Below are 18208 nucleotides of genomic sequence, written 5' to 3'. Positions count from 1 at the left end.
GGGGTTCGGGCTCACATTCGGAAGACGCCGTAGGAGGGTGCCTCGACCGGGGCGTGCGAGGCCGCCTCCAGCGCGATGCCGAGCACGCGGCGCGTGTCGGCCGGGTCGATGACGCCGTCGTCCCACAGGCGTGCGGTCGAGTAGTACGCCGAGCCCTGCTCGTCGTACATCGCGCGGATGGGGGCCTTGAAGGCCTCCTCGTCCTCACTGCTCCAGGCGTTGCCGGCGGCCTCGATGCCGTCGCGCTTCACGGTGGCGAGGACCGATGCGGCCTGCTCCCCACCCATCACGGAGATGCGCGCGTTCGGCCACATCCACAGGAAGCGCGGGTCGTAGGCGCGCCCACACATGCCGTAGTTGCCCGCGCCGAAGGAGCCGCCGATGACGACGGTGAACTTCGGCACCGTCGAGCAGGCGACGGCCGTGACCAGCTTCGCGCCGTCCCGCGCGATGCCACGGTTCTCGTACTCCTTGCCCACCATGAAGCCGGTGATGTTCTGGAGGAAGAGCAGCGGGATCCGGCGCTGGTTGCAGAGCTCGATGAAGTGCGCCCCCTTGAGGCTCGACTCGGAGAAGAGGATGCCGTTGTTGGCGACGATGCCGACCGGGTGGCCGTGGATGTGGGCGAAGCCGCAGACGAGCGTCTCGCCGTAGAGCTTCTTGAACTCCTGGAAGCGGCTGCCGTCGACGATCCGCCGGATCACCTCGCGCACGTCGTACGGCTGGCGGGTGTCGGTCGGCACGACGTCGTAGAGGGTCTCGGGGTCGAGGAGAGGTTCCTCGACGGGTTCGACGTCCCACGGCGTCGGCACGCCGCCGGCGCGCTGGGGGAAGGTCGCGACGATCTCGCGCAGGATGTCGAGTGCGTGCTCGTCGTCCTCGGCCAGGTGGTCTGCGACACCCGAGGTGCGGGCGTGGACGTCACCGCCACCGAGCTCCTCCGCGGTCACCACCTCGCCGGTCGCGGCCTTCACCAGCGGCGGGCCACCGAGGAAGATCGTGCCCTGGTTGCGGACGATGACGGTCTCGTCGGACATCGCCGGGATGTAGGCGCCACCCGCGGTGCAGGAACCCATGACCGCAGCGATCTGCGGGATGCCACGCGCGCTCGCGTTGGCCTGGTTGAAGAAGATCCGGCCGAAGTGCTCACGGTCCGGGAAGATCTCGTCCTGCATCGGGAGGAAGCCGCCACCCGAGTCGACCAGGGCGATCGCCGGCAGGTGGTTCTGCGCGGAGACGGCCTGCGCGCGCAGGTGCTTCTTCACCGTCATCGGGTAGTAGGTGCCGCCCTTGACCGTGGCGTCGTTGGCGATGACCACGCACAGCCGGCCGGAGACGCGTCCGATGCCGGTGACGATGCCGGCGCTGCCCGCCTCGAAGTCGTAGACGCCGTCGGCGGCCAGCGGGCTGAGCTCGAGGAACGGGCTGCCGGGGTCGAGCAGCCGCTCGACGCGCTCACGGACCAGCAGCTTGCCGCGCTCGGTGTGCCTGGCCCGCGCGGACGCGGAGCCACCGGCACCGCCGGCGCGGACGGCGGCCAGGCGCTCGCGCAGCTCAGCCGTCAGCTCACGGAGGGTGGGAGAGGTCGTCACTCCGTCAGGTTAGCGATCATTAACCTTCTCGACCACTACCCTGTCGCCATGGCCGGCACCCGACGCGACGAGATCCTGCAGATCGCGGCGACCCTCTTCGCGCGCCGCGGCTACCACGGCGTCTCGGTCGCCGAGCTCGGCAAGGCCTGCGGCACCAGCGGGCCCGCCCTCTACAAGCACTTCGCCTCCAAGGAGGCGATGCTCGCCGAGATGCTCGTCGGCACCAGCGACGAGTTGCTGCGCGTGGGCCGCTCGCGCTCCCGCGACGCCGCGACCCCGCACGAGGCGATCAGCCGCCTCGTCGACTGGCACATCGACTTCGCGCTGCGGCACCGCGCACTCATCGTGGTCCAGGACCGCGACTGGTCCTCGCTGCCCGACGACGCACGCGAGCAGGTCCGTTCCGTCCAGCGGAAGTACGTCGAGCTCTGGGCGAGGCAGCTCCGGGGCACGCAGCCGACTCTCAAGCCGGTCGAGGCACGCGCACGGGTCCACGCGGCGTTCGGGCTGCTGAACTCCACCCCGCACAGTGCCCTGCTCCCCGACGACGCGATGCGGTCGACCCTGCGCGAGATGGCGTTGCGCGCGCTCGGCGTCGTGGGCTGACTGCGAGGATCGCGGCATGAGCGAGACCCCTTCCGCGCGCTGGTTCGACGAGTGGACCGAGGCACAGCGGACCGAGTACGCCGACCGCTTCCGCAAGCTCGCGGCGAGCGGCACCGACATCGACGGCGAGGCCCGGATGGTCGACGCGATCGCCGGGCGCGGGTCGCGGATCCTCGACGCCGGGTGCGGCGCCGGGCGGCTCTCGGCGTACCTGGCGGCGCACGGGCACGAGGTGCTCGGTGTCGACATCGACCCGCTCCTGGTCGCGGCGGGCCGCGAGCTCTATCCCGGGCTCCCGCTGCAGGAGCTGGACCTGCGCGATGTCTCGCCGGCGCTGGGCTCCTTCGACATCGTGGCGAGCGCCGGCAACGTCATGGTCTACCTCGAGCCGGGCTCGGAGCGATCCGTCCTGGAGGCACTGGCCTCGGTGCTGCGGCCCGGCGGGCGTGCGGTCTTCGGGTTCGCGACCGACCGCGCCTACACCCACGACCAGCTCGACCTCGACGCGGCGAGCGTCGGCTGGACCAGGGAAGCCCGGTGGGCGACCTGGGAGCTCGACCCGTTCAGCACCGACGCGACCTGGGCGGTCAGCCTCTACCGGGGGTGAGCCAGGCCGGGAGGCCAGCAGCGACGCGCGTCCCCACCCGTCCAGCGTCCCGTCGAGCGCAGGCGTCAGCCGAGCTCCTCGAGCAGCCGCGCGGCGCGCTCCGCCGCCTCGCCCGCGACGTCGAGATCGACCTCCTCGTCGCTGACCGGCTCACCACCGAAGCCGGCCCCCGCGACAGCGGCCACCTCGGCCAGCAGGTGGTCGCGCGGCAGGCCGCGCAGCGCCAGCAGGACGAAGGGGTCGGCGTCGAAGAGCCAGGCCAGCTGGGCCAGGACGGCCAGGGCGTGGGGGGCAGGGCTGCACCCACGCGCCGCAGGTGCAGGAGCAGTCGACCTCCTCGGGAAGGAGGGCGACCCCCGCCTCCTCCGCGTGCTCGGCGAGGTCTGCCGGCAGGTCGCCGGCGAGCAGCGCGGCCAGCCGTCCGGAGGAGGCGGCCACGACCTCCACCAGCGCGGTCCGGTCCGCGGCGTCGAGGACGGGGACGATCACCGAGCACGCGACCAGCTCGTCCACGTCGACGACCGGCGCGCCGACCGACCGCGCGCGCCCCGAGGCACCGGTGCGCACGGCTGCCAGCACCCGCCCCCCGTCGACGTCGATCGCACCCACGGCACCGGAGCGCGCGAGACGCCAGCCGGCGGCCACGTCCGCGTCGTCGTACGCCGTGTCCTCGACCGTCCGGAGCCAGACCCGGCCCCACCAGGTGGCCGCGCGCACGCCTCCGCGCCGCGCCGGGAACGCGGGGTGCCTCATGGACGGGGCCTCAACTCGACGAGGTCGCGCAGCTCTGCGTCGGACAGCTCCGTCAGGGCGCTCTCTCCGCCGCTGAGCACCGACTCGGCCAGCGACCGCTTCGCCGCCAGCAGGGCGGCGATCCGCTCCTCGATCGTGCCCTCGGCGACGATCCGGTGCACCTGCACGGGCTTCGTCTGGCCGATCCGGTAGGCGCGGTCGGTGGCCTGCTCCTCCACGGCGGGGTTCCACCAGCGGTCGACGTGGACGACGTGGTCGGCGCGGGTCAGGTTGAGGCCGGTGCCGCCCGCCTTGAGCGAGAGGACGAAGACCGGCACCTCGCCGTCCTGGAAGCGCGCGACCATCGCCGCCCGCTCGGCCACCGAGGTCGACCCGTGGAGGAACTGGTGCGGCACCCCGGCCTTCGTCAGGTGCGCCTCGAGCAGCCGGCCCATGGCGACGTACTGCGTGAAGAGCAGGACGGCGCCGTCCTCGGCGAGGATCGTGCCGAGCAGCTCGTCGAGCAGGTCGAACTTCTCCGACCGGCCGGTCAACCGCGGGTTGGCCTGCCGCAGGTAGTGCGCAGGGTGGTTGCAGATCTGCTTGAGGCCCGTGAGCATCGCGAGCACGAGCCCGCGACGTGTGTCCGGGTCGGCCCGTTCGATGCGCTCCATCGAGTCGCGGACGAGCGCCTCGTAGAGCACCGTCTGCTCACGGGTCAGGCCGACCAGGTGGTCGGTCTCGGTCTTGGGCGGCAGCTCGGGGGCGACGCCGGGATCGGACTTGCGGCGCCGCAGCACGAACGGACCGACCAGGTCGGCGAACCGCGCCGTCACCCCGGGGTCGACACCCGACTCGATCGGCTGCGCCCACGCCTTGCGGAAGGCGTTGCGCGACCCGAGCAGGCCGGGCGTCGCCCAGTCGAGGATCGCCCACAGCTCGGTCAGCTCGTTCTCGATCGGCGTGCCGGTCAGCGCGACCCGGGCGGCCGACGGGATCGTGCGCAGCGCCCGCGCGGTCGTGGTGGCGGGGTTCTTGATGTGCTGCGCCTCGTCGGCCACGACCAGGTCCCAGTCGACCTGCGCGAGGTCCGCTGCCGCGTTGCGCATCGTCCCGTACGTCGTGAGCACGAAGCCGTGGGCGCCGGCGAGGTCGCGGGCCCCGCCGTGGAAGCGGCGTACGGCGACCCCGGGGGCGAAGCGCCGGATCTCGGCCTCCCAGTTGGCCAGCAGCGACGTCGGGCAGACCACGAGCGTGGGCGCTGCCGCGGCACGGTGCAGGTGTAGCGCGATCACCTGGAGGGTCTTGCCGAGACCCATGTCATCGGCGAGGCAGGCACCCAGCCCGAGGGAGGTCAGCTCGGCGAGCCAGGTCAGGCCGTGGCGCTGGTAGTCGCGCAGCGCGGCGTCGAGCCCGGCGGGCGCCTCGACCGGGGGGCGGGTGGCGGCGCCGACAAGCTGCGCCCGCACCTTCTCCAGGGTCGCCCCGATCGCGACGCCGACCGGGCGCTCGTCGACCTGCACGACACCCGACAGGGCCGCGGCGACGGCGACGGGAGCCGGCACGGTGCGGACCAGCCGCTTCCTCGCCTTCCGTGCGATCTCGGGATCCACCACGATCCACTGGTCACGCAGCTTGATCACCGGGGCCGCGGCGCTCGCCAGCTGGTCCATCTCGTCGTCGGTCAGCGGCTCGCCCGCCAACGAGATCCGCCAGTTGAACGCGAAGAGCTTCTCGGTGCCGAAGGGGCTGTCCTGCAGCGCCTCCTCGCGCTGGCTCCCGTCGCCACCCTCGCCCGAACGGCGCACCCGCTGTGCCGGCTCGAGCACCGTCGAAGCGACCAGGTCGCGGCCCAGGACGCGCGGCCAGAGCACGTCGACACCGATCTCGCGCAGGGCTCCGACGCCGTCGGTCAGCAGGGAGACCAGCTCGTCGGTGTCGAGCGTGATCTCGTCGGGAACCCGCAGCTCCTGGAGCCGGTGCAGCACCGGCCACGCCTCAGCCGCTGCCCGCAGCGCGACCCCTGTGTGAGCGACCGCCCGCGGACCGAAGCCGCTCGCGAGCCGGTCGGTCCAGAGCAGTGACGCGTCGCAGAGGTGAAGGGGGTTGCGCTCGTCGTGGACCTGGAGCACCAGGCGCACCGCACCGCAGACGAGCTCCTCCTCCGCAGCCTCGACGCGCAGCGACAGCGAGACCAGGTTGGGGCGCTCGTCGGGCACGGGGCCCCCGTCGGCACGGATCCTCGCGAGGCGCTCCGCGAGCCGCGCCTGGAACGCCTCCGGGTCTCCCCGGCGCGTGGAACGCCGTGCACCTCCCGGACGCAGGCCGGGACCGGTCGAGCCGCCCGCGTCCGGGCCCGCCACGAGCGAGGCAGCGGACCCGGACGGAGCCGAGCGCGGCATGGCATCGACGACCGCCGCGATCACCCGCCGGGCCAGCCCCTCGGCGGCAGCGGCGTCCATCCCCTCGTGGGCGCGCGACTCCGCGAGGCGGGCCAAGCGGTCCTCCTCGTCCGCAGCCAGCTCGGCCGGCTGCCACCACGGTCCGTCCGGAGACGGCTCGAAACGACCGTCGGCGACCAGCCGCATGCCCAGCACGACGGCGCCGCCGATCAGCCCCACCGACCCGTGCGCACTGTCGTCGACCCGCGCGCGCGTGAGCACCGGCAGCGCGGCGCGGATCGGCAGCTCGACGGTGCGGGGTGAGGCCGCGTCCGTGAACGCGATGACGCTCTCGCGCGGCGGCTCCCCGAGCCGGAACGACGCCGGGCCGGTGACCGGGACGAACCCCACGCATCCACCCCTCGTCGTACGCACCCGTCGCGTGTGTCGCGACCCGACGCGAGGCTAACGCGCGGCGCCGACAGCCGGTTCCCGGCTCCCCGTGGACCGCCCTAGGGCCGCAGCTCCTCGGGAAGCACCTTGTGCGTGCCGTCGCACCACGGCCGCGCCGCCGACCTGCCGCACCGGCAGACCGCGGAGACGGGGCGAGAGGTGGTGTGCTCGACCCCGTCCTCGTCCGCGACCACGTGCGTGCCCCGCAGGAGCATCGGTCCGCCCGGGCACAGGACGACGTCCGCGCTCATGCCGCATCCCACGTCGCCAGCAGGCGCCGGGCCAGCCGGGCCTCCAGGTCCAGGCAGGTCCACGCGCCGAACCACACGTCGTCCTCCGTGTCCGGCTCCGCGGCGATCAGCGGCTCGCAGACCATCCGCACGGCCAGCTGCTCGTGCACCGCGTCCGCCTCGACGTGCTCCTCGTAGTAGGCACGCATCTCGGCGGGCATCCCGAGGCGCTCCATGCCCTGCGCGATCTGGCGGCAGGGCAGCGAGCTGGTCGCCTCGAACGCCGCCAGGTGGCCGACGCACGCGCCGCGGAGGCGGCGCGTGAGGCCGAACAGGCTCATCGCGTTGTTCTGCTCCAGCACCTCCAGGGGCGCCTCGTCCACGTAGCCACCCTCCCCCGCGTCGAGGCCGAGGGCCGCCATCCCGGCGGCATAGAGGTGCGCGTGCATGCGGTCCGGCCGGCCGCCGCCGTACTCGTCGTACTGGAGCTCGGCGAGGGCTGCCCGCGCCGGTGCCGGCAGCCGCGGGAGCGCGAACGTGAACGGGTCCGCCTCCTTGAGCCGGTAGAGGGACCCGTGCTGGACGAGCTCGACCACCTGGTCGGCGGTGGCCTCGCGCTGCACGAACCGGGCCAGCGACGGGCCGTCGTCCGCGGCGACCATGGCGAAGAACGCCTCCGCAAACCCGCCCTCGTATGCCGGGGGCCCCGGCCACCGCGCGCGCAGCCGCCGCTGCTCCAGCTCGTCCTCGAGCGAACGGCGCAGGCCCACGAGGCCCGGGTCGAGCTCGAGGCGGTCGTCGACCTCGGCGTACCCCCGGTAGGAGAGCTCGTACAGGATCCACAGGCTCAGCGCCGCGTCGTCCGGTCCGCCCTGGTCCGGCCAGGCAGACCCCGTCCGGGCGCGCACGAGGGCGGACGCGAGCGCCTCGCTCAGGGGTCCGCGGGGCTTGGGCAGCGACGGGGAGCGGTGGGCGGAGGAAGCAGAGAGGACCATGCACCCCGGTACCCGGTGCGGCCGGGCGCATGGCTGCTCCGGCTAGGCTCGACGACGTGAGCATCCTGGACACGAAGATCGCCCTCCTCGACGGCACGCCCTCCACGCTCGGCGAGATCACCGGCGGGCGCGCCGCCCTGCTGGTCAACGTCGCCTCGAAGTGCGGCCTGACCCCGCAGTACGAGACCCTCGAGAAGCTGCACGAGGAGTACACCGCCCGCGGCTTCACCGTCATCGGCTTCCCGTGCAACCAGTTCGGCGGCCAGGAGCCCGGCACGTCGGAGGAGATCAAGGAGTTCTGCTCCATGACCTACGGCGTCACGTTCCCGCTCACCGAGAAGATCGACGTCAACGGCGAGGACCGCCACCCGATCTACGACGCCCTCGTGAAGACGCCCGACGAGAAGGGCGAGGCCGGCGACATCCGCTGGAACTTCGAGAAGTTCGTCATCGCCCCCGACGGCGCGATCATCGCCCGCTTCAGCCCGCAGGTCGTGCCGGACGACCCGCAGGTGGTCGCGGTCATCGACGCGCTCGTCTGACCCGGCGCCCAATCGCGGAGATTTGGCCTCCGTCCACCTTCCCCCGCCGCCCCCGCGGGTCTAGCGTGCGGCCATGACGGCCAACGACAGCCCCGCTGCGCAGTCGCACCACCTCGACCGCGAGCTCAACGAGCTGCTCCAGGAGCTGCGGGTCATCCAGGGTGGGATCCTCCTGCTCGTCGGCTTCCTGCTCGTCATCGCCTTCAGTGCCGGCTTCGCGCGTGCGACCGACTTCCAGCGGGTCGTCTACTACCTGACGCTCCTGGTCACCGGCGTCGCCGCGATCATCGTCGTGGCCCCGGTCGTGCACCACCGGATGGCCTTCCGCCGGCGCGACAAGGAGCGGGTCGTCGTACGCGGCAACCACCAGATCCTGGCCGCGATCGGCCTCGTGTCGCTCTCCATCCTCGGCATCCTCACCCTCGTCACCGACTACCTGTTCGGCTCGGCGCTCACCGTCGTGATCGACGTCCTGTACGCCGGCCTGGTGACGCTCTTCTGGGTCGTGCTGCCGCTCCACTCGCTGCGGATGGCCCGGCACGAGGGCAACGGCGCCCCCTGAGGACCAGTCGTTGCAGACACCACACGATGTGGTCAGGGCCACCCGAACCCTCGCCCAAAGTCTGATGCCGATGTCAGTGGTTGTGCCTAGCATCGATGTCTGTGACTTCTGATCTCACCCAAGACCCGCCTGCGGCGGACAAGCCCACGATCGAGCCGCTGCCCCCGGGCACGTTCCTCGTCGCCGGCGTCGTGGTTCTCGGCGCCATCATGTCCATTCTCGACGTCACCGTCGTCTCGGTGGCCCTCCGCACTTTCCAGGAGACCTTCGACGCCACCTCGGCGCAGGTCGCCTGGACGATGACGGGCTACACGCTCGCGCTGGCCGCGGTGATCCCGCTGACCGGCTGGGCGGCCGACCGGTTCGGCACCAAGCGCCTCTTCATGCTCGCGGTGCTGCTCTTCACGCTCGGCTCCGCGGCCTGTGCCTCTGCTCAGAACCTCGAGATGCTCGTCGTCTTCCGCGTGCTCCAGGGCCTCGGCGGCGGCATGCTGATGCCGCTCGGCATGACGATCATGACCCACAAGGCCGGCCCGCAGAACGTCGGTCGCGTCATGGCCATCCTCGGCATCCCGATGATGCTCGGCCCGATCTGCGGCCCGATCCTCGGCGGCTGGCTCGTGGACGCGGCCAGCTGGCACTGGATCTTCCTGGTCAACGTCCCGATCGGCGTCCTCACCCTCATCTACGCCTTCACCGTGCTCCCCAAGGACGACGTGGAGCCGTCGGAGTCCTTCGACTTCCTCGGCATGCTGCTGCTCTCGCCCGGTCTGGCCTCCCTGCTCTACGGCGTCTCCTCGATCCCGGGCGCCAAGCAGGACCACGGCACGATCTGGACCACCCAGGTCATCGTCTTCACGGTGATCGGCGCCCTGCTCGTCGCTGCGTTCATCCCGTGGGCGCTCAACCGGTCCAACCGGCACCCGCTGATCGACCTGCGCCTCTTCAGGGACAAGCAGATGACGATCGCCGTCATCGCGATGGCGCTCTTCGCGGTCGCCTTCTTCGGCGCGGGCCTGCTCTTCCCGCTCTACTTCCAGCAGGTGCTCGGCAAGAACGCGCTCCACTCGGGCCTGCTGCTGATCCCGCAGGGCCTGGGTGCCGTCCTGACGATGCCGGTCGCCGGCGTGCTCTCGGACAAGATCGGCCCCGGCAAGGTGGTCATGACCGGCATCGTGCTCGACACGATCGGGATGGCGTTCTTCATCAACATCGGCGACGACCCGTCGACGCTCCGCATCCTCGCAGGCCTCTTCGTCATGGGCCTCGGCATGGGCTGCACGATGATGCCGATGTTCAGTGCGGCCCTCGCCACGCTGAGCCACGAGCACATCGCCCGGGGCTCGACCCTGCTCAACGTGACGCAGCAGGTCGCGGCCTCGATCGGCACCGCGATCTTCTCGGTGATCCTGACCAACGGCTTCATGGACCGGTCGGGCAGTGCTCTCGCGCTGGCCGGCTCGGACGAGGGCAAGGTGGCGGACGCGCTGGCCAAGTTCCACCTCTCGGCCGACCAGATCCCGGCTGCCATGCAGCACGCCATCGCCGACTTCGGCGAGGCGTTCGGCTCGGTCTACGTGGTCGGCACGATCCTCGTCGGCCTCTGCTTCATCCCGGCGCTGTTCCTGCCGCGCCACAAGGTCGCCCCGGTCGATCCCGCGGCGATGATGCACTGATCCACCTGCGCGACGGAGGCCCCCGGATGATCCCGGGGGCCTCCGCTGCATCTCAGGGCCTCACTTGGTCATGCCGCGCTCGTAGGACCGGGTGAGCGTCAGCGTGCCGGACGAGGAGGCCGCACCGAGGTCGAGGTTCGCGACAGAGCCGCTGACGGTGGCAGCACGGCTCGTCGTCGCGTACTTGTACGTGTAGTGCGCGTCCTTCGAGTAGTCGGTGGTGCTCCAGGTCGCCCCGGTCCCCGTGAACGCGATGCCGACGTCGACGGTCGACGTGCTCTCCGTGCCGGTCTCCTCGTCGTAGGTCGACGAGGTGAGGGTGCCGCGGATCGATGCCGCCGCGAGCTTCTTGCTCACCGACACCGCGACCTGGTCGGGGCCGCCGGAGTAGTCGTGCGCCCCCTCGAACGTGCAGGGGCTCTCCTCCGGCGGGTAGCCCTCGCCGCCGTCGCCCTCCGGGTAGGGCCACGCACCGTCGGGACAGGTCCAGTCACTGACGTAGACCTCCGCCCAGCCACCACTGGTCGCGTAGATGCTGCCGAGGTGGACATTTCCGCTGGCTCCGGGAAGGGCCCCGGTGATGCTGACGTCGGCCATGGCCGACAGGTCGGTGCTCCGGTAGCTCCAGCGCGAGGAGGCCTCGGCGGGGCTCGCTCCGACCAGCGCGACGGGCAGGCTGAGGGCGCAGGTGGCGAGGAGAAGCTTGTTCATCGTGACTCCCGAAGGTGAGGGTGGGTCGTCGTTGACCCACGCACGTTCGACGCACGGGGCGCGGTCCCGGTTGCACGCGCTCCGGGCGGGTCAGGTCACGATCAGGCGTCGGAGGCCAGCACGAGCGGCAGCACGCGCTCGGCGCCGGCGGCGCGGATCGCCCGCGCGGCGACCGTCAGCGACCAGCCGGTGACCGTGCGGTCGTCGACCAGCAGCACCGACGCTCCCGCCGGGATCTGCCCTTCGAGGGCAGATCGGCGGAGCACCGCGGCCACCCGCTGGGCCGAGTTGGCCGCACCCCTCCCGGGATCGACCGACGGGTCGACGATCGACCACCGACCCAGCAGCGGCACCTGGAGGTAGCGCGACAGGCCGTCAGCGAGGTCGCGCACGAGGCCGGGGCGACGGGCGGACTCGACGAAGACGATCCCGTCGACGCGCGGACGCCAGTCCTGGAGGACGGTGACCATCGCCTGCACCAGCGGCATGGGCACCGGACCGTCGGGGGTGGTGTCGCGGAAGAGCTCGCGCAGCGCCTGCCCGTGGCCGAGGTCGGTGAGCCGCGCGATGGCCCGGCCCTCCTCCGCGGCGTCGGCGATCCTGCCCTTGAGGTCGATGCCGAGGTTGGCGAGCGCGGTCGGCCACATCTTGCGGGGAGGGAGGGCGACGCCCGGCCGACCCAGCGCCGCACGCGCCTCCGCGGCGGCCGCCTCGGAGACGCCGGTCGGCACGGGCAGGCCGCCACAGTTGTCGCACCGACCGCACCGGTCGGGCGCCTCGTCGTCGAGCTGCCGGCGCAGGTAGGCCATCCGACAGCCGCCCCAGGTGAGGTAGTCGAGCATCGCCTGCTGCTCGCGCTGGCGCGCCTCGGCGACCCGCGCGTAGCGCTCCCGGTCGTAGGACCACTCCTGGCCGGTCGCCGTCCAGCCGCCGCTGACCCGCTGCACCGCGCCGTCGACGTCGAGCACCTTGAGCATCGTCTCCAGCCGGGTGCGGTTGAGGTCGACGTACGTCTCGAGGGCGGCGGTGGACAGGGGCCGGCCCGCCTCGGCCAGCACCGACAGGGTCTGGCGGACCAGCTCCTCCCGCGGGAACGCGAGCGAGGCGAAGTAGGCCCAGATGTCGCGGTCCTCGACGCCGGGGAGCAGGACGACGACGGCGTCGTCGGTGCCACGCCCCGCGCGGCCGACCTGCTGGTAGTAGCTGACCGGAGAGGCCGGCGCCCCGAGGTTGACGACGAAGCCGAGGGTCGCGTCGAACCCCATCCCGAGCGCGGAGGTCGCGATCAGCGCCTTGACCCGGCCCGCGGCGAGGTCGGCCTCGAGCGCCTCCCGCTCGCTGGTCTCGGTCTGCCCGGAGTACGCCGCGACGACGTGCCCCCGGTCGCGCAGGTACGCCGCGACCTCCTGCGTCGCCGCCACCGTCAGGCAGTAGACGATGCCCGAGCCCGGCAGCGACGCCAGGTTGTCGGCCAGCCAGGCCAGCCGCATGTCGGGCGTGGGCAGCCGGACCACACCGAGCCGGAGCGACTCGCGGTCGAGGGAACCGCGCAGCACCAGGACGTCCTCGCCGAGCTGCTCCGCGACGTCCTTCGTCACGCGCGCGTTGGCGGTCGCCGTCGTCGCCAGCACCGGGATCCCCGGGCGCAGGTCCTCCAGCATGGTCCGGATCCGGCGGTAGTCGGGCCGGAAGTCATGGCCCCAGTCGGAGATGCAGTGCGCCTCGTCGACGACGAGCAGGCCGGTCGTCGCCGCCAGACGCGGCAGCACCTCGTCGCGGAACCCGGGGTTGTTGAGCCGCTCAGGGCTGACCAGCAGGACGTCGACCTCCCCGGCGGCGATCGCGGCCTCGATGCGCGACCACTCCTCCGGGTTGGTGGAGTTGATCGTCACCGCGTGGATGCCGGCACGCTCCGCCGCCCCGATCTGGTTGCGCATCAGCGCGAGCAGCGGCGAGACGATGACGGTCGGACCTGCACCGCGCGCCCGCAGCAGCGCGGTCGCGACGAAGTAGACCGCCGACTTGCCCCAGCCGGTGCGCTGCACGACCAGCGCTCGCCGACGGTCGACCGCGAGGGCCTCGATCGCGGTCCACTGGTCCTCCCGCAGCACCGCGTCGTCGCGGCCGACGAGCGCCCGCAGGCAGGCCTCGGCCTCGGCCCGCATGGCCACCCGGTCGACGGCAGGAGCAGAGAGAGAGGTCATGCGGACTGTCTACCAGCGGCGTCTGACACCGCGGCCGGCGCCGTCCACAGACAGCGCCGGCCGGCGTTCGTCACCAGATCCGGACGCGGTCCGCCGGGTCGAGCCACAGCCCGTCACCGGGCTGGGTGCCGAAGGCGTCGTGGAACTCGTCGAGGTTGCGCACGATGTTGGCGCGGAACTCCGGCGGGCTGTGCGGGTCGATGGTGAGGTACTGCCGCTCCTGCTCGATGCGACGCTTCGTGCGCCAGCAGTAGGCCCAGTTGGAGAAGAGCGTCTGCGACTCCTCCGCCGTGGGCGTGCGCCCCAGCGCGATCGCGAACGCCGTGTGGCCGATGGTCAGGCCGCCGAGGTCGCCGATGTTCTCGCCGACGGTGAGCGAGCCGTTGACGTGCTCGCCGGGCAGGTTGCGCGGCGAGAAGCCGTCGTACTGCGCGATGAGGGCCTTGGACTTCACCTGGAACGCCTCCTTGTCCGCGGCGGTCCACCAGTCGTTGAGGTTGCCCGCGCCGTCGTACTGCGCGCCCTGGTCGTCGAAGCCGTGGCCGATCTCGTGGCCGATGACCGCACCGATGCCGCCGTAGTTCTCGGCCGCCTCGGCGTCGGGGCTGAAGAACGGCTTCTGCAGGATGCCCGCGGGGAAGCAGATCTCGTTGGTGCCCGGGTTGTAGTAGGCGTTGACCGTCTGCGGGAGCATGAACCACTCGTCGCGGTCGACCGGCGAGCCGATCTTGGCCAGCTGGCGGTCGCTCTCGAACGCCGCGGCGGCCTGCACGTTGGCGACCAGGTCGTCACCGATCGTCAGCCCGGTGTAGTCGCGGAACTTCTCGGGGTAGCCGATCTTCGGCCGGAAGGTGGCGAGCTTCTCGTAGGCGCGCTCCTTCGTCTCCGCGGTCATCCAGTCGAGCTTCTCGATGGAGCTGCGGTAGGCGGCGAGCAGGTTGGCGACGAGCTCGTCCATCATCTGCTTCGCGACCGGCGGGAAGTGCCGTGCGACGTACTCGCGCCCGACCGCCTCACCCAGGGCGCCCTCCACCAGCGACACGCCGCGCTTCCAGCGGGCGCGGAGCTCCGGCGTGCCGGAGAGGGTGCGACCGTAGAAGTCGAAGTTGGCCTCCACGAACGCCGCCGGCAGGTACGGCGCCGCCGACCGCAGCACGCGGGAGACCAGCCACTCGCGCCACTGCTCGACCGGCACCTCGCCGAGAACGCCGGAGAGGTGGGCGAGGAAGCTGGGCTGGCGCACGATGACCTCGTCGAGCGTCTCCGGCTTGGCCCCGAGGTTGGTGAGGTAGGCCGCCCAGTCGAAGCCCGGGGCGAGCTCGAGCAGCTCCGCGCGGGTGGTCAGGTTGTAGGTCTTCTGGACGTCGCGCGTCTCGGCGCGCTCCCAGTGGCCGGCGGCGAGCTTCGTGTCGATCGCCATGATCCGCTCGGCGGCGCCCTCGGCGTCCTCGACCTCGGCCAGGCCGAGGATCCTCGCCAGGTACGCGACGTACGCGGTGCGGATCTCGGCGAACTTCTCGTCGCGGTAGTAGCTCTCGTCCGGCAGGCCCAGCCCGCCCTGCGTGATGTGGAAGAGGTAGCGGTCGGAGTTCTTGGAGTCGGTGTCGATGTAGGAGCCGAAGAGGCCCGCGCCACCGACCCGCTCGAGCTCGCCGAGCAGCGCAGCGAGGTCCCGGGTGTCGTGGATGGACGCGACCGCGTCGAGCAGCGGCCGGATCGGCTCGATCCCGCGGGCCTCGACGGCGGCCTCGTCCATGAAGGAGGCGTAGAGCGCCGCGATCTTGCCGGGCTCCGTCGTGGGATCGGGCGCTGCCGCGGCGAGCTCCTCGATGATCGCCCGGACGTGCTCCTCGGCCTGGTCGGCCAGGGTCACGAAGGGGCCCCAGCTGGACCGGTCAGAAGGGATCTCCTCGGTCGCCAGCCACTGGCCGTTGACGTGTCCGAAGAGGTCGTCCTGGGGGCGGATGGCGTGGTCGAAACCAGGCCGGGCGTCGTCGAGAATGCTCACGCATCCGACCCTAGCCGTCAGGCCAACAGCCTCACGTCAACCGAACGACCGACTTGCCGACCGCCCGCCGCTCGTCGATGTCGGCCAGTGCCCGGCCGAACTCCTCGAAGGCATAGGTCTGCCCGATCGGCGGGTCGATCGTGCCGTCCTCGATCAGCGGCAGCAGGGCCGCCCACTGGTCCTGCATGTAGCCGGGCGTCACCATCGCGTGCGCGCCCCAGGCGGCACCGCGGATGTCGATGTTGTTGAGCAGCAGCCGGTTGACCTTGACCTCGGGGATGCCCTGACCGGCAGCGAAGCCGACCACCATGACCCGGCCCTGCGGCCGCAGGCAGCGCATCGAGTCGGTGAAGGCGTCGCCGCCCACCACGTCGACGACGATGTCCGCGCCACCGAGCGCGGTCACCGCGTCACGGAACCCCTCGAGCAGCACCACCTCGTCGGCGCCCGCCGCCCGGGCCACCTCCCCCTTGGCGTCGGTCGACACGACAGCGATCACGCGCGCCCCTAGGCCGCGAGCCACCTGGATGGTCGCGGTGCCGACTCCGCCCGCAGCGCCGTGCACGAGCACCGTCTCGCCCGCCTTCAGGTCGCCGCGCTCGACGAGGACGAAGTGGGCGGTCATGTAGTTCATCGGGATCGCCGCGGCCTTCTCGAACGACAGCGAGTCCGGGAGCGCGAAGACGAAGTCGGGCGCGTGCGCGACACGCTCGGCAGCACCGCCGTACGGCAGGCAGGAGGCGACGCGCTGGCCGACCTCGAAGCCACCACCGGCCTGCACGACCGTGCCGGCGAAGTCCACACCGAGCGTGAACGGCAGCTCGGGCTTGAGCTGGTACTCCCCCTTGCTCAGCAGCAGGTCGGGGAACGAGACGCCGACCGCGGCCACCTCGATGACCACCTGGCCCGGCCACGGTGACGGCTCCGGCACATCGACCACCTCGACGGCGGAGGGACCGGCGAGGGACGTGACCTGTACGGCGCGCATGCCGGCGAACCTAGCGCAGCACGTCGCGCAGCAGGAGGGGTCAGACGACCTTCATGATCCGGACCAGCTCGAAGTGCATCGGGTCGGTGTAGTGCCAGTCGCCGCCCCACGCGAAGCCCCAGTCCTTGAAGACCTGGACCACGGCAGGCGGGATCTGGCCGGCCGTGCCACGCGCGTTCTGCGGGGCGTCGAAGTCGATGGCCATGCCAAAGGCGTGGTTGGACAGGCTGGTGGTGCCGGCGATGAAGCGGGCGTTGAAGCAGCCCGCCGTGGTGTGGATGTACTTGTCGAGCCCGCGCTGGATCAGCTCGTTGAGCGCGGCACGCAGCTGGAGCAGCATCACCTTGTCGCAGCTGACCGTGCCGACGATCGGCATCACCTCGGTGCGGATGTGGGCGGCGACCCAGGACGCGTCGGGGATCACCTGGCTGCCCACCACGCGGTAGTGGTAGGTGCCGATCTCGGCACCGATCGAGCCGCCGGTGGCAACCGCGGTCTGCACCGCGCTGGGGTCGAGCCCGCGACGGGTGGCGACGTCGAGCAGCTGGATCGAGGCGCCGGTGCCCTTCACGATCGCCTCGACCTGCTTCTTGATCGACTGCGGCGTGTGGTCGCCGGTGGAGATCAGCAGCGCGTTGTCGTGGACGTCGAACAGGTCGGCGCCCCACTTGCTGTTGACCACCATGTCGATCAGCGGCGGCTCGGGCGCGAAGGCGCCGATGTGCACGCTGCGGGCGTCGTCACCGGTGCCGATCGAGATGAAGTTGGGCTGCGACTGGACCTGGTCGGCGGCACCCTTGGACTTCACGACCATCTCGCCGGCAGCGAGGCGCGACCAGATCTCGGCCTGCTGGGCGGCAGGCGAGAAGCGGCGGTACGACGAGGGGTCGACCGCGGCGACGTTGTAGGTCTGTCCCTGGATCGAGGGGGAGGCGAGCGAGAAGAGCTCGGTGGCCGTCACGCCCTTCGCCTTGCCCACCTTGATCGCCGAGATCCGCTTGACCATGTCGGGTGACAGGGCCTTCGCGGCGTAGATCAGGATGTCGGGCTGGGCGTTGCCGCCGACCAGCCGGGGCGGCTGGGGCATCGCGTGGTCCTCGCTGACCACGGGCACGGAGACCTGGGGCTTCGGCGTCGCCGTCGGCGTGGGCTGCGCCTTGCCGGAGCCACCGCCACACCCGGCGAGCGCGAGCGACAACGACAGCGCGACGGCAGCTCCGACCCGCGCGCGACCCATCCGTGCCATGACCCGATCTCTCCCCACGTCACCCGGGACCCGTCCCGGACTCTCTCCCAGGATCGAGACTAACCCGCCGTGGACGCGTCGGGATCGAGAATCCGTCGCGCCATCCACACCAGGGTGTCCGCGACATCGTCCGGCGACGAGCCCGGCTGCATGACGTGGCTGAGAACGACCCGGATGATGGTCTCGGTGAGGCCGGCGAGGCGGTGGTCCTCCACCCCCAGCTCGTACGCCGCGATGTGCTCGCCGATGATGATCTTCGCGGTCTCGAGCAGCGTGGCCGAGTGGGTGGTGAGCAGCGGCAGCAGCTCGGTGTCCGCGCCGTGCGTGGCGGAGACGATCGCCTTGAGGAGCTCGTTGCCCTCGGCGAACTCGAGGACGCCGGTGACGGTCTCGCCCAGCGCGGCGAAGAAGTCGTCGGGGTGGGCGAGGAACGCACGGTCCGCCGCCTCCAGGAAGCGCGCGAGCTCGCGGAGGATCATCGCCTCCGCGAGCGCGGGCTTGGTGCCGATCTCGTTGTAGACCGTCTGGCGGCTGACGCCGACGGCCTCGGCGAGCCGTGCCATGGTGACCGACGACCAGCCCTCCGTGGTCGTCACCGCCGTCGCGGCGTCGACGAGGCGGTCACGCAGGGTGACCGCCGCGTCGACGTTCGCCGTCCCGAGATCGATGCTCATG

General features: G+C 71.7%; 16 protein-coding genes. 5 read left to right on the top strand and 11 right to left on the bottom strand.

Annotated elements, in window-relative coordinates; genetic code table 11:
* Positions 1-11: 11 nt before the first annotated feature.
* Positions 12-1592 carry a carboxyl transferase domain-containing protein gene (locus Q5722_RS07960; RefSeq protein WP_305027676.1) on the bottom strand — a complete coding sequence of 527 codons (1581 nt, stop codon included), beginning with the start codon at positions 1590-1592 and terminating at the stop codon, positions 12-14.
* Positions 1593-1640: 48 nt separating this feature from the next.
* On the opposite strand from Q5722_RS07960, the gene Q5722_RS07955 reads away from it, so the two are divergent.
* Both Q5722_RS07955 and Q5722_RS07950 read left to right on the top strand, forming a co-directional pair.
* Entirely contained in the window at positions 1641-2198 is a 558-nt protein-coding gene (locus Q5722_RS07955) for a TetR/AcrR family transcriptional regulator (RefSeq protein ID WP_305027675.1), read from the top strand.
* A 16-nt stretch (positions 2199-2214) separates the two neighbouring features.
* Positions 2215-2805 (top strand): class I SAM-dependent methyltransferase, encoded by a 591-nt coding sequence (locus tag Q5722_RS07950; RefSeq protein WP_305027674.1) that lies wholly within the window; start codon positions 2215-2217, stop codon positions 2803-2805.
* Between the two features lie 150 nt (positions 2806-2955).
* On the opposite strand, the gene Q5722_RS07945 is transcribed toward Q5722_RS07950, so the two are convergent.
* The 4 genes from Q5722_RS07945 to Q5722_RS07930 all read right to left on the bottom strand — a co-directional run bounded on the left by Q5722_RS07945 (position 2956) and on the right by Q5722_RS07930 (position 7596).
* Complete coding sequence (locus Q5722_RS07945) at positions 2956-3558, bottom strand: hypothetical protein (protein WP_305027673.1); 603 nt, start codon at positions 3556-3558, stop codon at positions 2956-2958.
* Positions 3555-6329 (bottom strand): DEAD/DEAH box helicase, encoded by a 2775-nt coding sequence (locus Q5722_RS07940; protein ID WP_305027672.1) that lies wholly within the window; start codon positions 6327-6329, stop codon positions 3555-3557. Before Q5722_RS07940 ends, Q5722_RS07945 begins: the two co-directional genes overlap by 4 nt.
* 101 nt (positions 6330-6430) lie before the next feature.
* Complete coding sequence (locus Q5722_RS07935) at positions 6431-6622, bottom strand: CDGSH iron-sulfur domain-containing protein (protein ID WP_305027671.1); 192 nt, start codon at positions 6620-6622, stop codon at positions 6431-6433.
* A complete protein-coding gene (locus Q5722_RS07930; RefSeq protein ID WP_305027670.1) occupies positions 6619-7596 on the bottom strand; it encodes an iron-containing redox enzyme family protein in 978 nt (325 codons plus the stop codon). The genes Q5722_RS07935 and Q5722_RS07930 overlap by 4 nt, the downstream gene beginning before the upstream one ends.
* A gap of 56 nt (positions 7597-7652) precedes the next feature.
* On the opposite strand from Q5722_RS07930, the gene Q5722_RS07925 reads away from it, so the two are divergent.
* The 3 genes from Q5722_RS07925 (at position 7653) to Q5722_RS07915 (ending at position 10376) form a co-directional block, all read left to right on the top strand.
* On the top strand, positions 7653-8138 hold the full coding sequence (locus Q5722_RS07925; RefSeq protein WP_305027669.1) for a glutathione peroxidase: 486 nt from the start codon (positions 7653-7655) through the stop codon (positions 8136-8138).
* A 73-nt stretch (positions 8139-8211) separates the two neighbouring features.
* Positions 8212-8700 (top strand): DUF6328 family protein, encoded by a 489-nt coding sequence (locus Q5722_RS07920; protein ID WP_305027668.1) that lies wholly within the window; start codon positions 8212-8214, stop codon positions 8698-8700.
* 101 nt (positions 8701-8801) lie between these two features.
* Positions 8802-10376, top strand: a complete 1575-nt coding sequence (locus Q5722_RS07915; protein WP_305027667.1) for a DHA2 family efflux MFS transporter permease subunit — start codon at positions 8802-8804, stop codon at positions 10374-10376.
* A gap of 60 nt (positions 10377-10436) precedes the next feature.
* Here the strand turns inward: Q5722_RS07915 and Q5722_RS07910 are convergent, their stop codons facing one another.
* The 6 genes from Q5722_RS07910 to Q5722_RS07885 form a co-directional block, all read right to left on the bottom strand.
* Positions 10437-11087 carry a hypothetical protein gene (locus Q5722_RS07910; RefSeq protein WP_305027666.1) on the bottom strand — a complete coding sequence of 217 codons (651 nt, stop codon included), beginning with the start codon at positions 11085-11087 and terminating at the stop codon, positions 10437-10439.
* A 101-nt stretch (positions 11088-11188) separates the two neighbouring features.
* The gene (locus Q5722_RS07905; RefSeq protein WP_305027665.1) at positions 11189-13291 is read right to left on the bottom strand and encodes a RecQ family ATP-dependent DNA helicase; all 2103 of its coding nucleotides are present in this window, start codon (positions 13289-13291) and stop codon (positions 11189-11191) included.
* A gap of 70 nt (positions 13292-13361) precedes the next feature.
* Complete coding sequence (locus tag Q5722_RS07900) at positions 13362-15299, bottom strand: M13 family metallopeptidase (RefSeq protein ID WP_305027664.1); 1938 nt, start codon at positions 15297-15299, stop codon at positions 13362-13364.
* A 31-nt stretch (positions 15300-15330) separates the two neighbouring features.
* Positions 15331-16287: an NADPH:quinone oxidoreductase family protein gene (locus Q5722_RS07895; protein ID WP_305027663.1), complete on the bottom strand. Its 957-nt coding sequence runs from the start codon at positions 16285-16287 to the stop codon at positions 15331-15333.
* A 40-nt stretch (positions 16288-16327) separates the two neighbouring features.
* Positions 16328-17533: a M15 family metallopeptidase gene (locus Q5722_RS07890; RefSeq protein ID WP_305027662.1), complete on the bottom strand. Its 1206-nt coding sequence runs from the start codon at positions 17531-17533 to the stop codon at positions 16328-16330.
* A 59-nt stretch (positions 17534-17592) separates the two neighbouring features.
* A complete protein-coding gene (locus tag Q5722_RS07885) occupies positions 17593-18207 on the bottom strand; it encodes a TetR/AcrR family transcriptional regulator (RefSeq protein ID WP_305027661.1) in 615 nt (204 codons plus the stop codon).
* Between the last annotated feature and the right edge of the window lies 1 nt (position 18208).

Source organism: Nocardioides jiangxiensis, from assembly GCF_030580915.1.
GTDB classification, from domain to species: Bacteria; Actinomycetota; Actinomycetes; order Propionibacteriales; family Nocardioidaceae; genus Nocardioides; species Nocardioides jiangxiensis.
The sequence above is the reverse complement of the archived record's forward strand: the minus strand, read 5'-3'. Positions and strand labels throughout refer to the sequence as shown.

Bases quoted from the DNA above. Each gene is read 5' to 3' on its own strand.
- Q5722_RS07955 (WP_305027675.1), top strand. From the start codon at position 1,641: ATGGCCGGCACCCGACGCGACGAGATCCTGCAGATCGCGGCGACCCTC.
- Q5722_RS07950 (WP_305027674.1), top strand. From the start codon at position 2,215: ATGAGCGAGACCCCTTCCGCGCGCTGGTTCGACGAGTGGACCGAGGCA.
- Q5722_RS07945 (WP_305027673.1), bottom strand. From the start codon at position 3,558: ATGAGGCACCCCGCGTTCCCGGCGCGGCGCGGAGGCGTGCGCGCGGCC.
- Q5722_RS07935 (WP_305027671.1), bottom strand. From the start codon at position 6,622: ATGAGCGCGGACGTCGTCCTGTGCCCGGGCGGACCGATGCTCCTGCGG.
- Q5722_RS07930 (WP_305027670.1), bottom strand. From the start codon at position 7,596: ATGGTCCTCTCTGCTTCCTCCGCCCACCGCTCCCCGTCGCTGCCCAAG.
- Q5722_RS07920 (WP_305027668.1), top strand. From the start codon at position 8,212: ATGACGGCCAACGACAGCCCCGCTGCGCAGTCGCACCACCTCGACCGC.
- Q5722_RS07910 (WP_305027666.1), bottom strand. From the start codon at position 11,087: ATGAACAAGCTTCTCCTCGCCACCTGCGCCCTCAGCCTGCCCGTCGCG.
- Q5722_RS07905 (WP_305027665.1), bottom strand. From the start codon at position 13,291: ATGACCTCTCTCTCTGCTCCTGCCGTCGACCGGGTGGCCATGCGGGCC.
- Q5722_RS07895 (WP_305027663.1), bottom strand. From the start codon at position 16,287: ATGCGCGCCGTACAGGTCACGTCCCTCGCCGGTCCCTCCGCCGTCGAG.
- Q5722_RS07890 (WP_305027662.1), bottom strand. From the start codon at position 17,533: ATGGCACGGATGGGTCGCGCGCGGGTCGGAGCTGCCGTCGCGCTGTCG.
- Q5722_RS07885 (WP_305027661.1), bottom strand. From the start codon at position 18,207: ATGAGCATCGATCTCGGGACGGCGAACGTCGACGCGGCGGTCACCCTG.